Origin of the sequence: Streptosporangium album (assembly GCF_014203795.1) — a bacterium.
GTDB classification, from domain to species: Bacteria; Actinomycetota; Actinomycetes; order Streptosporangiales; family Streptosporangiaceae; genus Streptosporangium; species Streptosporangium album.
The window spans coordinates 557,691-571,167 of sequence record NZ_JACHJU010000003.1; the positions used below are offsets into that span (position 1 = coordinate 557,691).

The 13,477-nt window shown below is 69.5% G+C and carries 15 protein-coding genes; 7 read left to right on the forward strand and 8 right to left on the reverse strand.

Features of this window, described 5'->3' with window-relative positions:
- Position 1: 1 nt before the first annotated feature.
- Together FHR32_RS32400 and FHR32_RS32405 are read right to left on the reverse strand one after the other, a co-directional pair.
- Entirely contained in the window at positions 2-256 is a 255-nt protein-coding gene (locus FHR32_RS32400; RefSeq protein WP_184758312.1) for a hypothetical protein, read from the reverse strand.
- Entirely contained in the window at positions 253-639 is a 387-nt protein-coding gene (locus FHR32_RS32405; protein ID WP_184758313.1) for a DUF948 domain-containing protein, read from the reverse strand. The genes FHR32_RS32400 and FHR32_RS32405 overlap by 4 nt, the downstream gene beginning before the upstream one ends.
- A gap of 79 nt (positions 640-718) precedes the next feature.
- Between FHR32_RS32405 and FHR32_RS32410 the strand changes: the two genes are divergently transcribed.
- Positions 719-1,234, forward strand: a complete 516-nt coding sequence (locus FHR32_RS32410) for a hypothetical protein (protein WP_246468072.1) — start codon at positions 719-721, stop codon at positions 1,232-1,234.
- On the opposite strand, the gene FHR32_RS32415 is transcribed toward FHR32_RS32410, so the two are convergent.
- Genes FHR32_RS32415 through FHR32_RS32425 form a run of 3 tightly spaced genes read right to left on the reverse strand, consistent with a single transcriptional unit; the run spans position 1,235 to position 3,352 of the window.
- Positions 1,235-2,545, reverse strand: a complete 1,311-nt coding sequence (locus FHR32_RS32415; protein WP_184758314.1) for a replication-associated recombination protein A — start codon at positions 2,543-2,545, stop codon at positions 1,235-1,237.
- Positions 2,546-2,560: 15 nt separating this feature from the next.
- The gene (locus FHR32_RS32420) at positions 2,561-2,863 is read right to left on the reverse strand and encodes a hypothetical protein (protein ID WP_184758315.1); all 303 of its coding nucleotides are present in this window, start codon (positions 2,861-2,863) and stop codon (positions 2,561-2,563) included.
- Positions 2,864-2,890: 27 nt separating this feature from the next.
- Positions 2,891-3,352: a hypothetical protein gene (locus FHR32_RS32425; protein WP_184758316.1), complete on the reverse strand. Its 462-nt coding sequence runs from the start codon at positions 3,350-3,352 to the stop codon at positions 2,891-2,893.
- A gap of 218 nt (positions 3,353-3,570) precedes the next feature.
- On the opposite strand from FHR32_RS32425, the gene FHR32_RS32430 reads away from it, so the two are divergent.
- Both FHR32_RS32430 and FHR32_RS32435 read left to right on the forward strand, forming a co-directional pair.
- A complete protein-coding gene (locus FHR32_RS32430; protein WP_184758317.1) occupies positions 3,571-4,458 on the forward strand; it encodes a peptidylprolyl isomerase in 888 nt (295 codons plus the stop codon).
- Positions 4,459-4,644: 186 nt separating this feature from the next.
- Positions 4,645-5,853, forward strand: coding sequence for a cytochrome P450 family protein (locus tag FHR32_RS32435; RefSeq protein ID WP_184758318.1), 1,209 nt, complete (start codon positions 4,645-4,647; stop codon positions 5,851-5,853).
- Positions 5,854-5,952: 99 nt separating this feature from the next.
- Here the strand turns inward: FHR32_RS32435 and aspS are convergent, their stop codons facing one another.
- The 3 genes from aspS to FHR32_RS32450 are packed head-to-tail and all read right to left on the reverse strand — an operon-like array spanning position 5,953 to position 9,650.
- Positions 5,953-7,689 (reverse strand): aspartate--tRNA ligase, encoded by a 1,737-nt coding sequence (gene aspS, locus FHR32_RS32440; RefSeq protein ID WP_184758319.1) that lies wholly within the window; start codon positions 7,687-7,689, stop codon positions 5,953-5,955.
- Positions 7,686-8,951, reverse strand: a complete 1,266-nt coding sequence (gene hisS / locus FHR32_RS32445) for a histidine--tRNA ligase (RefSeq protein ID WP_184758320.1) — start codon at positions 8,949-8,951, stop codon at positions 7,686-7,688. The genes aspS and hisS overlap by 4 nt, the downstream gene beginning before the upstream one ends.
- A 3-nt stretch (positions 8,952-8,954) precedes the next feature.
- Complete coding sequence (locus FHR32_RS32450; protein WP_184758321.1) at positions 8,955-9,650, reverse strand: MBL fold metallo-hydrolase; 696 nt, start codon at positions 9,648-9,650, stop codon at positions 8,955-8,957.
- A gap of 148 nt (positions 9,651-9,798) precedes the next feature.
- On the opposite strand from FHR32_RS32450, the gene FHR32_RS32455 reads away from it, so the two are divergent.
- From FHR32_RS32455 to FHR32_RS32470, 4 genes are all read left to right on the forward strand, one after another.
- Positions 9,799-10,662, forward strand: coding sequence for a peptidylprolyl isomerase (locus FHR32_RS32455; protein ID WP_184758322.1), 864 nt, complete (start codon positions 9,799-9,801; stop codon positions 10,660-10,662).
- A 38-nt stretch (positions 10,663-10,700) separates the two neighbouring features.
- Positions 10,701-11,951, forward strand: a complete 1,251-nt coding sequence (locus FHR32_RS32460) for a DUF349 domain-containing protein (RefSeq protein WP_184758323.1) — start codon at positions 10,701-10,703, stop codon at positions 11,949-11,951.
- A 500-nt stretch (positions 11,952-12,451) separates the two neighbouring features.
- Positions 12,452-12,898, forward strand: a complete 447-nt coding sequence (locus FHR32_RS32465; protein ID WP_184758324.1) for a hypothetical protein — start codon at positions 12,452-12,454, stop codon at positions 12,896-12,898.
- Positions 12,895-13,206 (forward strand): transcriptional regulator, encoded by a 312-nt coding sequence (locus tag FHR32_RS32470; RefSeq protein WP_184758325.1) that lies wholly within the window; start codon positions 12,895-12,897, stop codon positions 13,204-13,206. Before FHR32_RS32465 ends, FHR32_RS32470 begins: the two co-directional genes overlap by 4 nt.
- Positions 13,207-13,477 lie beyond the last annotated feature (271 nt).

A 13,477-nucleotide genomic window follows, 5' to 3' on the forward strand; every position in this document is an offset into this window, starting at 1 on the left:
GTCAGCGGCCATCCTTTACGTCGTAGTGATACGTGTTCTCAACAGTGTCGAGCCCGAATCTGGATCGCAACTCGGTTTCCCGCTTGGCCGCACCCTCCAGGGTGTCGCCGGCGAACTCCCTCATCTGCTCCAGGACGCCGGTGGCGTTGCGCACGGCGCGGCGGGCCAGGTGGTTCGGATGCAGTGCTTGCAGCTTACGCATCGCCCAGACCGCGCCGAACGCGCCCAGGGACATGTAGAACAGTCGCCGGATCATCGCCGCCGCCTCTCCAGCATCCGGAGGTTGGATCTGCCACGGACGCGCAGGGCCTGCCGGATGCCGTGGCTCAGCGCCGCAAGCTTGATCAGCGGCCCCGTGACCAGGGTCTGGGTGACGCCGCTGACCTTGGCGACGTGCCCGCTGACCTGCTTGACGTCCATGGCGATGGCCTCGACGGCGACGAGTTGACGATTGGCCTCACCGACGGTGGCCGTGACGTCCTCCAGCAGCGGCACGACGCGCTCGCTCAGCTCCGAGACCATCTTGGTCGTCTCGGTGAGCAGCCGTGCCAGCCTGACCAGGACCACGGCCAGAAAGCAGACCAGGATCGCCCATGCCATGGCCACGATCAGTCCGGCGACCTCTCCCGCGCTAAGCATGCGCCGATCTCCCTACTCAACCTGGCTGGAACGGCAAGACCCTATCGCGTCTTGCGCTGCTCTCCCGGCACGCCGTCTCATGACGGGCCCGTCCCCGTGCGTCCGGGGCCGCTCCGGAAGGCTCCGCGGTGCCGTCGTCACCGGACCGGCGCCGCGCACGCGGGCCGGTCACCCGGGCCGGGCGGCGGTGGCGCAGGCACGCACGCTGGAGGAACTGGTGGAGGCCGCCACCGCGATCTACCGAGCCGACCTCGAGGGCGGCCACATCACGCTCTTCTCCGAGCTCGTCGGCGCGAGCATCGCCAGGCCGGAACTCCGCGAGGAGATCGTCAAGCGCTCCGAGCCGTGGATCGACTTCGTCGAGCAGACCCTGGACCGGGTCATCGGCGGCTCACCCCTGGCCAGGCTCATGCCGCCCCGCGACCTCGCCTACGCCGCGATCACCTTCTACCTCGGCGTCAACCTGTTCACCCACCTCGACGCCGACCGCTCCCGCACCGAGGCCCTGTTCAACCTGGCCGGCCGGGTCGCCCCGCGCGCCCGACTCCTGACCATGCGGTTCCCGCGCCGCCGCCCGCCGCCCGCCTCCGGGTGACTACCGGCCGCGGAGGAAGTCCCGGATCCTCGACCAGCGGTCGGCGAAGCCCGCCTCGGCACCGTGACGGGTGGGCTGGTAGTAGCGGCGGTCCCGCAGCTCCTGGGGGGCGTAGTCCTGGCGGACCAGGCCGTGCTCGAAGTCGTGCGGGTATTTGTAGCCCTTGCCGTGGCCGAGCTTCTTGGCCCCGGCGTAGTGGGCGTCGCGCAGGTGGTCGGGGACGTGGCCGATGGCGCCGCGCCGTACGTCTTCCGAGGCGGCACCGATGGCGTTGATCACCGCATTGGACTTGGGGGCCAGGGCGCAGTGGATGACCGCCTGGGCCAGGTTGAGCCGGCCCTCGGGCAGGCCGATGAACTCCACCGCCTGGGCCGCGGCCACCGCGACCTGCAGGCAGGTCGGGTCGGCCATGCCGACGTCCTCGGAGGCGAAGATGACGATCCGGCGCGCGATGAACCGGGGGTCCTCCCCCGCCTCGATCATCCGGGCGAGGTAGTGGAGGGCGGCGTCGGCGTCGGAGCCGCGCATGCTCTTGATGAAGCCGCTGATCACGTCGTAGTGCTGGTCGCCCTGGCGGTCGTAGCGGACGGCGGCCTTGTCCACCGCGCGCTCGACCACCTCGACGGTGATCTCGTCGTCTGCGATGAGCGCGGCGGCCTCCAGGTAGGTGAGCGACCTGCGGGCGTCTCCCCCGGCCAGGCGGACCAGGTGCTCGGCGGCCTCGGGTGCCAGCCGTGCCTTCCCGTCCAGGCCGCGCGGGTCGGCGACGGCGCGCTCCAGCACCACCCGGATGTCGTCCTCCGACAGCGACTCCAGGGTCAGCAGCAGCGAGCGCGACAGCAGCGGGGAGATGACGGAGAAGAACGGGTTCTCGGTGGTGGCGCCGATGAAGGTGACCCAGCGGTTCTCCACCGCGGGCAGCAGGGCGTCCTGCTGGGCCTTGTTGAAGCGGTGCACCTCGTCGACGAACAGCACCGTCTGTCGGCCGGACATGCCCAGCTCGCGCCGGGCCTGCTCGATGGCGGCGCGGACCTCCTTGACACCCGCGGACACGGCCGAGACCTCGACGAAGCGGCGCTTGGTGACGCCCGCGACCACATAGGCCAGGGTCGTCTTACCGGTGCCGGGCGGCCCCCACAGGAACAGCGACATCGGAGCCTCGGCCTCGACGAGCCTGCGCAGCGGCGTGCCCGGTCCCAGCAGGTGACGCTGGCCGATCACCTCGTCCAGGCCGCGCGGGCGCATCCGCACCGCCAGGGGCTCATGGCCGCGATGAGCCTCCTCCGCCGCCGAATCGAACAGGCTGTCCACGCTCCGACAGTACCGTCAGGACACGTACTTCAGATCCACGGTGTCACGGTGCTCTCCCCAGGCGAGGTCGAAGGTCCAGCATCCGGGGGCGGGCACGTCCACGATGGAGGGGTAGATCTCACCGGGCGAGGAGTCGGCGGGGAACCGGTGACGGACCACGGGGCCGGAAGCCCCCTTGGGGTGCCCGGTCATGACGAGGTCCTTGCCCTCCCGGGGCAGGCGGACGTACCAGAGGATCTTGTTCGACGCGTCGGCGGGCTTCCCGGCGTGCAACGGCCGGACGAACAGGTAGCCCACCACGTCGCCGCCGGTGCCCATTCCCCTCCCCCGCGCTCTCCGGTCCGCTCAGTTTCCCCAGACCGCGACGGCGCCGGTGTGCCCGGCGCGCAGCACGTAGTAGCCCGTCACGACGGCCACGACCACGGTGAGCGCCGAGACGGCCATGCGCACCGGGCTGCCGAACCGGTCACCGCGTGAGACATAGACGAGTATCAGCGAGACCACACCCAGGGCGAGGGCGGCCAGCAACAGCGGCGTGGCGAACTCCTCATGCTCGGCGATGCGTGCGCCGAGCTGGCCGTCGGCCGAGGCGAACTGGTTCTCCTTCAGCGCCTCGCCACTCTCGCGCGCCGCGAAGACGGCGACCGGGACGATCACCGCCAGCACCGCCACCGCCCAGTGGAGTACGGCACGCGTACGTGGCGCCAGCGCGTGGACAACGGCCAGCACCACCAGCAGAGGGGTCAGGACGACGGCGGCGTGGATGATCAAGGGATGGGCAGGCAGGCCCAGGATCTCATCGAACATGTGGGGGCTCCGGTCGTGCGTGGCGCGTCATCGCCAGATCTTGTCATCAGCAAGTACGGAATCTCCCCACGGATGGTTCAGAAATACAGCGAAGTGCCCTGCGATTTTCACTTCTGCACCATTTGACGGATTCTGCCACTTACATCCAGCACACGCTGAGGCCGGTACGCTTTCCGCCAGTTGACAGTCAAGTAACAGTAATCCTGGAGGACATAGCGGTGAGCGGCGAGGACCGCCAGAGTCAGCTGGCGCAGGAGCACAAGGAGCGCCAAGCCCAGCGTGCTGAGCAGGCGACAAAGACGAAGCGGAACACCTTCATCGGCGCCGGCGCCGCGGTGGTCGTCGTCGCCGGCGGCGTGATCGCCGCCGCAACCCTGCTCGGAGGGAACAGCGAGGGCACGCCCGCGGCCCAGAGCTCGCCGGCCCCCTCGGAGACCACCGCGCAGTCGATGCCGTCGATCGCCCCCACCGCTCCGGCCGACGCGTCCGCAGTGAGCTGCTCCTACCGCAAGGACACCAGCGGCAGCCCGGCCAAGAAGGTGGGCATGCCGCCGAGCAAGCCCAACCTGAAGCTGAAGACCATGACGATCGCCACCAGCCAGGGCGACATCGTCATCGACCTGGCGACGGCCCAGGCCCCCTGCTCGGTGAACTCCCTGGCCTTCCTGGCCAAGAAGAACTTCTACGACAAGACCAAGTGCCACCGCCTGGCCACCCCGGAGAACTCGGGTCTGGCCATGCTCCAGTGCGGCGACCCGCTGGCCAAGGCGGACGGCAAGAACCCCACCGACGGGCAGGGCAGCTCCGGCTACGTCTTCAACGACGAGAACCTCGGCGGCATCCCCTTCACCAAGGGCACGGTCGCACTGGCGCAGCCGCCGGAGGCGGCCAACCAGAACGGCAGCCAGTTCTGGATCTCGCTCGGCGACGAGACCGCGCAGCTGGGGCCGGACTACACGCCCTTCGGCGTCGTCTCCAAGGGCATGGACGTCCTCGACAAGGTCTACAAGGGCGGCTGGATCACCAACCCCGACGACATCACCGGCGACGGCGGCTCCAGCGCCCCCAAGATCCCGGTGGTCATCAAGGACGTGACGCTCTCCTGACGCGACGCCCTGGCCGTCGCCCGACGGCCGGGGCATCGGCCTCTCCCCCCCGTCTCGGCCGGCGTCGCGGAACGGAGTGATACCGGTCACACCGGCGACATCTCGCGGCCCGTGGCCGCGCGGTCGCCGGAGCAGCGGAGCCAGACTGAAGCGGACAGCACGTGATCCGTCTCACTGGGGGCATCGATGCCGGAGAAGCTACCTGCCGAGTTCCTGTTCGATCCCGGGTTCGGCAGGGATCCCTACGTCACCTACGCCAAGCTCCGTGACCAGGGGCCCGTCCACCCGATCGACCTGCCGCCCGGGACCGACGCGTTCCTGGTGATCGGTTACGAGTACGGCCGGCCGGCGCTCAACGACCCGCGGCTGAGCAAGGACATGCGCCACGCGCCGAGCGTGTTCCGCGACCTGGTCACCAAGGACAACCCGGTGCTGGCGTACAACATGCTCACCAGCGATCCGCCGGACCACACCCGGCTGCGCCGCCTGGTCGCCAAGGCCTTCACCCCGCGACGGACCGAGAGCCTGCGTCCCAGGGTTCAGGAGATCACCGACGAGCTCGTCGACGCGATGGCCGCCAGGGGCCACGGCGACCTGCTCGACGACTTCGCCTTCCCGCTGCCGATCACCGTGATCTGCGAGCTGCTGGGCGTCCCCGCCGAGGACCGTGACGCCTTCCGCGCGTGGTCGGCGGCGGTGGTCAGCCCGGCACTCGACGAGGAGGGGATGCGGCGGCGCGCCGAGGTGAACGCCGCCCTCCGCGGCTACTTCACCCGGGTCATCGCCGAGCGCCGGGCCGTACCGCAGGACGACATGATCAGCGCACTGGTCGCCGCCAGCGCGGACGAGGAGCTCCTGAGCGAGCAGGAGCTGCTGGCCACGCTCACACTGCTGCTCGTCGCCGGGCACGAGACCACGGTCAACCTGATCGGCAACGGCATGCTGGCCCTGCTGACCAATCCCGGCCAGCTCCGGCTGTTGAAGGACCGGCCGGAGCTGCTGCCGTCGGCGATCGAGGAGTTCCTCCGCTACGACGGCCCGGTGCAGCGGGCCACCCTGCGCTTCGCCACCGAGGACCTGCAGATCGCGGGTGTCCCCATCCCCAGGAACAGCGTGGTCCACGTGGCCCTCGGCGCGATGGACCGCGACCCCGAGGAGTTCGACACCCCCGACACCCTTGACATCACCCGCGCCGACAACCACCACGTGGCGTTCGGCCACGGCATCCACTTCTGCCTGGGCGCGCCGCTGGCCCGGCTGGAGGGCCAGATCGCCTTCGAGACGCTCCTGCGCCGCCTGCCGGACATCGACCTCGCCTGCACACCCGGCGAGCTCTCCTGGCGCCAGAACGGCTCGTTCATCCGCGGGCTGCAGGCGCTGCCGGTCCGCTTCTGACCCCGGTACGGCGCCGGCCCGCCCACCGTACGGCGAAGGCCCCCGGGAACGGCTCTCACGTCCTTCCGGGGGCCTTCGGCGTGGCGTCGGCGGCGGGGACTACGCCTCGGCCTTCGGCTTGGCGTCGACGCCTGCCTCCTTACGCTGTTCAAGCGTGATGGGGGTGGGCGCGCCGGTCAGCGGGTCGAAGCCGGAGGCCGTCTTCGGGAAGGCGATGACGTCACGGATCGAGTCGCCGCCCGCGAGGAGCATGCAGATCCGGTCCCAGCCGTAGGCGATGCCCCCGTGCGGGGGCGGGCCGTACTTGAACGCCTCCAGCAGGAAGCCGAACTTGTTCTCCGCATCCTCCTTGGAGATGCCGAGCACGTCGAAGACGCGCTGCTGCATCTCGGCCCGGTGGATACGGATGGAACCGCCGCCGATCTCCATGCCGTTGCAGACCATGTCGTAGGCGTAGGCCAGGGCCTCGCCGGGATGGTCCTGGAAGTTGTCGGCCCACTCGGGCTTGGGCCCGGTGAACGGGTGATGGACCGCGGTCCAGCCGCCCTCGCCGTCCTCCTCGAACATGGGGGCGTCGACGATCCACAGGAAGTTCCACTGCGACTCGTCGATCAGGCCGCAGCGACGGCCGATCTCCAGGCGGGCCGCGCCGAGCAGGTCGCGGGAGGCCGACGCCGTACCGGCCGCGAAGAAGATCGCGTCACCGGGCTCGGCGCCCGTCTTGGCGGCCAGGCCCGAGGCCTCGGACTCGGAGAGGTTCTTGGCCACCGGGCCGCCGAGCGTGCCGTCCTCGCCGACGAGCACGTAGGCCAGGCCCCTGGCGCCGCGCGACTTGGCCCAGTCCTGCCAGCCGTCCAGCTCCTTGCGGGTCTGGGAGGCGCCGCCGGGCATGACCACGGCGCCCACGTAAGGCGCCTGGAAGACCCGGAAGGTGGTGTCGGCGAAGTAGTCGGTCATCTCGACGAGCTCCTGGCCGAAGCGCAGGTCGGGCTTGTCGGAGCCGTAGCGGGACATGGCGTCGGCGTAGGTCATCCGGGGCAGCGGCGTCGGCAGCTCATAGCCGACCGTCTCCTTCCAGATGCGGCCGATCAGGGCCTCGCCCAGGGCGATGACGTCATCCTGGTCCACGAAGGACATCTCAACGTCGATCTGGGTGAACTCCGGCTGCCGGTCGGCGCGCAGGTCCTCGTCGCGGAAGCAGCGGGCAAGCTGGTAGTAGCGCTCCAGGCCGGCCACCATGAGGAGCTGCTTGAACAGCTGCGGCGACTGCGGCAGCGCGTACCAGCTGCCGGGCTGCAGCCGGACCGGGACCAGGAAGTCGCGGGCGCCCTCGGGGGTGGAACGGGTCAGCGTCGGGGTCTCGATGTAGTTGAACCCGTGCTCGTCCATCACCTGATGGGCCAGGTAGGTGGCCTTGGACCGGATCCGCATGGCGCGGGCGACCTGCTGGCGGCGGATGTCCAGGTAGCGATACTTGAGCCGGGCCTCCTCCGAGACCCCCGTGCTGCCCTCGATCGGGAAGGGCAGCGGCGCCGACTCGCTGAGCACCTCGACCTCGGAGGCGACGACCTCGATGGCGCCGGTCGGCAGCTCGGGGTTCTCGTTGCCCTCAGGACGGACCCGCACCTGCCCGACGACCTTGACGCAGTATTCGGCGCGCAGGCCGTGCGCGTCGTCCTCCTCGCGGAAGACCACCTGGGAGGAGCCGGAGGCGTCACGCAGGTCGATGAAGACCACACCGCCGTGGTCTCGGCGGCGCGCCACCCAGCCGGCCAGCGTCACCTGCTGCCCGGCGTGCTCCTTGCGGAGTGATCCCGCTTCGTGCGTGCGGATCATTTCTTCAGTCTCTCCTTCAACGTCGTGACGATCTCAGCGAGCGGTACGGCGGCCTGGTCGCCGCTGACCAGGTCCTTGACCTGCGCGGACCCGGCGGCGATATCTCGCTCGCCGAGGATCACGGCATAGCTCGCCCCCGACCGGTCGGCGCCCTTCATGGCACCCTTGACGCCCTTGCCGCCGAACGACATGTCGGCGTCGAGGCCGGCCCGGCGCAGCTCGGTGATGAGCAGGAACATCCGGCGGCGCGCCTCCTCACCCAGCGGCACACCGTACACCTGGACGTGCGACCCGGTCGCCTCGACTCCCAGCAGTCCCTCGGCCTCCATGGCCAGGACCGTCCGGTCGACGCCGAGTGCCCAGCCGACGCTGGGCAGGGCCGGACCGCCGATCACCTCGCTCAACCCGTCGTAGCGGCCGCCGCCGCCGACCGCCGACTGCGAACCCAGCCCGTCGTGGACGAACTCGAACGTGGTGCGCGTGTAGTAGTCGAGACCGCGGACCAGCCGGGGGTCGTCGGTGTAGGCCACGCCGGAGGCCGTCAGCAGCGCGCGGACCTCCTCGTGGTAGGCCTTGCACGCCTCGCACAGGTGGTCGACGACCAGGGGGGCTCCGGCGAGCTGAGCCTGCACCTCGGGCCGCTTGTCGTCGAGCACGCGCAACGGATTGATCTCGATCCGGGCCCGGGTGGCCTCGTCGAGGTCGAGTCCACGCAGGAAGTCCTGCAGCGCGGCGCGGTAGGCGGGACGGCACTCCTTGTCACCCAGAGTGTTGAGCAGCAGCCGGACCCCGGTGAGGCCCAGACCTGCGTAGCCGTCGGCCGCCAGCACGATCAGCTCGGCGTCCAGCGCGGGGTCCTCCGCCCCCAGGGCCTCGGCGCCGACCTGCCAGAAGTGGCGGTAGCGGCCCTTCTGGGCGCGCTCGTAGCGGAACTGGCTGCCCGAGTACCACAGCTTCACGGGGAGCTGGCCGTTGTGCAGGCCGTGCTGGAGGACGGCGCGCACGACCGGCGCGGTGCCCTCGGGGCGCAGCGTGAGGGAGCGCCCGCCCTTGTCGGTGAAGGTGTACATCTCCTTGGAGACGATGTCGGTCGACTCGCCGACCCCTCGGACGAACAGCGCGGTGTCCTCGAAGACCGGTGTCTCGATGTAGCCGTAACCGGCGCGGCGGGCCGGGGCGGCCAGCGCCTCACGCACGGCGAGCGCCTGTTCCGAACGTGGCGGAAGCCAGTCAAAGGTGCCCTTGGGCGCCTGCAAAGTCATTTTTCAAAGTCCTCTGGTGGGACCGGCGTACGGGGCCGCCTCCGTGAGATACGGGTTGGTGGCGCGCTCGTGGCCGATCGTGGTCTGTGGTCCGTGACCGGGCAGCACCACCGTGTCCTCCGGCAGCGGCAGGCACTTCGTCGCCAGGCTGCGCAGGATGGTCGGGTAGTCGCCACCCGGGAGATCGGTGCGGCCGATGGAGCCGGCGAACAGCAGGTCGCCCGAGAACAGCACGTCCGGGATCTCCTCGGTGCTGGGCAGCCTGAACGTCACCGACCCCCTGGTATGGCCGGGAGTGTGATCGACGGTGAGCTCCATGCCCGCCAGCTTCAGCACCTGGCCGTCGGCGAGCTCGCGCACGTCGTCCGGCTCGGTGAAGGTCAGCCCGCCGAACAGCTGCTGGGTGGCCGCCGTCGACAGTCCCTGGCCCGGGTCGGAGAGCAGCTCACGGTCCTCCGGGTGGATCCACGCGGGAACGTCACGCGCGCCGCAGACCGGGGCGACCGACCACATGTGGTCGATGTGCCCATGCGTGACCAGCACCGCGACCGGCTTCAGCCGGTGCTCGCGCAGCACGTCGTCCAGGTCGCCGACCGCGTTCTGCCCGGGGTCGACGATGACGCACTCCTCGCCCGCGGCGGGAGCGACGACGTAGCAGTTGGTCTGGAACGACCCTGCGGGGAAGCCGGCGATGAGCATCTGCCTCAGCTGATCTCGTCAAGAATACGGATGGGAATGTAACCGAAGGGTACCGGTGCGGGTCGGCGGGCTGCGAACCATTACCCTTTGGCCGATACGATTCGCCCACCTCAGTAAGTAATACTCCGGCACTCGGGAGGGCGAAGCGGTGAGCGGCAAAGACCGCCAGAAGCAGCTGGCGCGCGAGCACTACGAGCGGCAGACCCAGCGGCGCATCGATCGTGAGGCCAAGGCCAAGCGCAATGCGATCATCGGCACCAGCGTGGCCACCGTGGTGGTGATAGGCGGCGTGATCGCCGCGACGACGCTGTTCGGAGGCAACGACTCGTCTGCCACGGCCACTCCGGCGGCGTCGTCGAGCCCTGCGGCGAGCCCGGCGGAGACGAGCACCGCCGCCAAACCGACGGCCTTCGACCCCGCCAGCGGCACCTGTGGCTACGCCCCCGACACGGGCGGCGCTCCCGCCAAGAACGTGGGCACTCCTCCGGCCAAGGTGGACACCACGCCCAAGACGATGACCCTGAAGACGAACCAGGGCGACATCGTGATCGCGGTGTCGGCCAAGAAGACGCCGTGCACGGTCAACTCCTTCGCCTTCCTGGCGGAGAAGGGATACTTCGACGGCTCCAAGTGCCACCGGCTCGGCTCCGACCAGTTCCCGGTGCTGCAGTGCGGCGACCCGCTGGCCAAGGCCGACGGCAAGAACCAGACCGACGGGCAGGGCGGCCCCGGATACCGTTTCGTCAACGAGAACCTCGAGGGCGCGAAGTACACCCGGGGCGTCGTGGCCATGGCCAACAGCGGCCCCGACACCAACGGCAGCCAGTTCTTCATCGTGTACGGCAACGCCCCTCTACAGCCGGACTACACACCGTTCGGTACGGTCACCAAGGGGATGGAGATCATCGACAAGGTGAACAAGGGCGGTGTCATCACCCCCGGATCGGACGGAACGGGAGCCCCGAAGGAAACCGTCGAAATCAAAAACGTGACAATGTCCAGCAAGAGCTGACGTAATACAACCATGGGGCGGTTAGCCTCGAAAGGCTGATGAAAGTGCGGGAGGACACGGTGAGCACCGACCCGTGGGGCCGGGTAGACGACGACGGCACCGTCTACGTACGTACGGCTGAGGGAGAACGGGCCGTCGGGTCCTGGCAGGCCGGCGAGCCGGAGGAGGCACTTGCCTACTTCCATCGCAAGTTCGACGAACTGGCCGGGCAGGTGACGCTGCTCGAACAGCGGGTGCGTGGCACCGATCTGCCGCCCGCCCAAGCCGAGGCGACCATCGTCAAGCTCCGCGAGGCGATCACCGACGCGCACGCGGTCGGCGATCTCGACGCGCTGCTGAACAGGTTGAGCGCCCTCACGGAACTGGTCGCCCAGCGCCGCGAGGAGGTCAAGGCGGCCCGTGACGTGGCCCGTCTGGAGGCCAAGGGTGTCAAGGAGCGGATCGTCGCCGAGGCCGAGCGCATCGCCGAAGACACCACCCACTGGAAGACCGGCGGCGAGCGGCTGCGCCAGCTCGTCGAGGAGTGGAAGGCGGCCGAGCGCATCGACCGCGTCACCGAGGCGGCCCTCTGGAAGCGGCTGTCCGCGGCCCGTACGGCCTTCGCGAAGCGCCGCAAGGCCTATTTCGCCGGGTTGGACGAGCAGCGCGAGGGCGTGCGCTCCAGCAAGGAGCGTATCGTCGCCGAGGCCGAGGCGCTGGCGTCCTCGACCGACTGGGGCGCGACGGCCTCGGCCTACCGCGAGCTGATGCAGCAGTGGAAGGTGGCGGGCCGGGCCTCCAGAGAGGTCGAAGACGAGCTCTGGGGCCGTTTCAAGGGTGCCCAGGACCAGTTCTTCCAGGCCCGCTCGGCGGTCTTCGCCGAGCGTGACGCCTCGCTCGCGGCCAATGCCGAGATCAAGGAGCAGCTCCTGACGGAGGCGGAGAAGATCGTCCCGGTCTCCGACCCCCGCTCGGCCAGGGCCGCCCTGCGCGGAATCCTGGAGCGGTGGGAGGTGGCCGGCCAGGTCCCGCGTGAGCAGCGCGACCGCCTTGAGGGCGGGCTGCGAAAGATCGACGACGCGGTCCGCAAGGCCGAGGAGGCGGAGTGGAAGCGCTCCAACCCCGAGGCCCGCGCCCGCGCCCAGAACACGGTCGATCAGCTCCACAGGTCGATCGAACAGCTGGAGACCCGTCTGGCCAAGGCCCAGGCGGCCGGCAGGGACAAGGACGTCAAGGACGCCGAGGAGTCCCTGGCCGCCCGCCGCTCCTGGCTGGAGGAGGCTGAGCGCACGCTCGCCGAGTTCTCCTGACGCGCCGGTAGGTTCCTCAAGGGCGTGCCCCCGATGTGGGGGGGCACGCCCTTGTGCTTCTCCCGCCCGTAGGGCACCGTCGCCCTCCCGATCCGGAGGTGTTCTCCCCCGGACGTGACCCCAGCCGCGAAGGAGCGCTGGGGTGGATCGCGGTTGCGGTCCCGTTCCCCGGTGAGTTCGGTGACCGCGGTGGGCACCGTGATCGGGGTCCGGGCTACGAGTCACGTCTCCTCGTGCACGCCGTGCGCATCCCGTTGACACGGGGGCGCGGACAAGCAGACGGAATCCCCCCTCCGCAGCGGGGTGTTCTCCCAGGGCGCCATCGACGTCACCGCAGATAATCACTCACTGTCTGCGATAACGATCCGAGATCATCTACGGCTTCCGCCAACCGCCAAGATCCGGTCCGATCCTCCCCCGAGGCCAGTACGGACCACTTTATTTCCGTGATGGAAAGTCTAGTGTTGACAACTTGGAAAGCCTGGGCGACTGTTTCTGGTATGGAAACAAACGAGAGCTTCGAGCACCCCTCCCCGGCCGAGGCCGCCGCCGCGCTGGAGGCGGCCCAGCAGGCCCGTGCCGTCGGGTACGCCCCGATCCCAGCCTGGTTCTTCCCCGTTCTCGGCCTGCTGGTAGCCGGCGTCATGCTGCTCCAGATCGACATCTTTGCCCCCGAGCTGGCGCCGTTGGCCCTGGCAGGGGTAATAGCGGGCTACGTGGTGACCGAGCGCGTCTACAACAAGCAGGTCAGCCGGTCCGGGGTCGCGCCGCGGCACCTCACACTCGGCCAGCAGCTGGTTCTCGTGACGCCACTGGCCGCGCTCTGGATCGCCGGTGAGCTCCTCGACGCCAGGTGGGGCTTCTGGGTGGTCGCGGCAGCGGTGGGCGGATGCTGGACGGCCGGATACGGCCTCTTCCACAACCGGCGGGCACAGACCTCGGTATGAAGGCCACCGACAAGGCCGAGGACGGTTTCGAAACCACGATCCACGCGCCGAACCGGCTGCGGATATGCGCGCTGCTGGAACTCGCGGAGCAGGTGGAGTTCGGCCGGGTGCGGGAGCGGCTGGGGGTCAGCGACTCGGTGCTGAGCAAGCATGTCGGCGTACTGATGGACGCCGGATACGTGCAGCAGACCAAGGCTGTACGCGACACCCGGCAGCGCGTCTGGCTCTCGCTCACCAAGTCCGGCCGCGCGGCGTACCGCGCGCATGTCGCGGCCCTGCGCGCCATCGTCGGAGAACCGCAGGAGTGATGACCCACACGGCGGCGCTTTGGCGAGCCGCCGGTGCCCGGCCGGACTCCCCCAGGACCCGGCCGGGCATCGGCAGGCGAAGCCGCGCCCGCTTTCCCCGATCCGGGCGCTCTGGCCGCTCATATCGTACGGTGACCGCGCGGGTACGAATGGTGTTTCCCGGTGGGCGGCCGCAGAGGGATCCGGCAGTTTTCGGAGGGGTTCGTCGGACCCGGCCACTACTGCATGATCATGCATGGGGGCTGCACATTCACCCCCATTAGCGTTATCC

What these genes read in the sequence shown, in the direction of transcription:
- FHR32_RS32450 (WP_184758321.1), bottom strand. Translation starts at nt 9,650, where the DNA reads ATGCTCATCGCCGGCTTCCCCGCAGGGTCGTTCCAGACCAACTGCTAC.
- FHR32_RS32470 (WP_184758325.1), top strand. Translation starts at nt 12,895, where the DNA reads ATGAAGGCCACCGACAAGGCCGAGGACGGTTTCGAAACCACGATCCAC.
- FHR32_RS32405 (WP_184758313.1), bottom strand. Translation starts at nt 639, where the DNA reads ATGCTTAGCGCGGGAGAGGTCGCCGGACTGATCGTGGCCATGGCATGG.
- aspS (WP_184758319.1), bottom strand. Translation starts at nt 7,689, where the DNA reads ATGATCCGCACGCACGAAGCGGGATCACTCCGCAAGGAGCACGCCGGG.
- FHR32_RS32425 (WP_184758316.1), bottom strand. Translation starts at nt 3,352, where the DNA reads ATGTTCGATGAGATCCTGGGCCTGCCTGCCCATCCCTTGATCATCCAC.
- FHR32_RS32400 (WP_184758312.1), bottom strand. Translation starts at nt 256, where the DNA reads ATGATCCGGCGACTGTTCTACATGTCCCTGGGCGCGTTCGGCGCGGTC.
- hisS (WP_184758320.1), bottom strand. Translation starts at nt 8,951, where the DNA reads ATGACTTTGCAGGCGCCCAAGGGCACCTTTGACTGGCTTCCGCCACGT.
- FHR32_RS32410 (WP_246468072.1), top strand. Translation starts at nt 719, where the DNA reads ATGACGGGCCCGTCCCCGTGCGTCCGGGGCCGCTCCGGAAGGCTCCGC.
- FHR32_RS32460 (WP_184758323.1), top strand. Translation starts at nt 10,701, where the DNA reads ATGAAAGTGCGGGAGGACACGGTGAGCACCGACCCGTGGGGCCGGGTA.
- FHR32_RS32435 (WP_184758318.1), top strand. Translation starts at nt 4,645, where the DNA reads ATGCCGGAGAAGCTACCTGCCGAGTTCCTGTTCGATCCCGGGTTCGGC.
- FHR32_RS32420 (WP_184758315.1), bottom strand. Translation starts at nt 2,863, where the DNA reads ATGGGCACCGGCGGCGACGTGGTGGGCTACCTGTTCGTCCGGCCGTTG.
- FHR32_RS32465 (WP_184758324.1), top strand. Translation starts at nt 12,452, where the DNA reads ATGGAAACAAACGAGAGCTTCGAGCACCCCTCCCCGGCCGAGGCCGCC.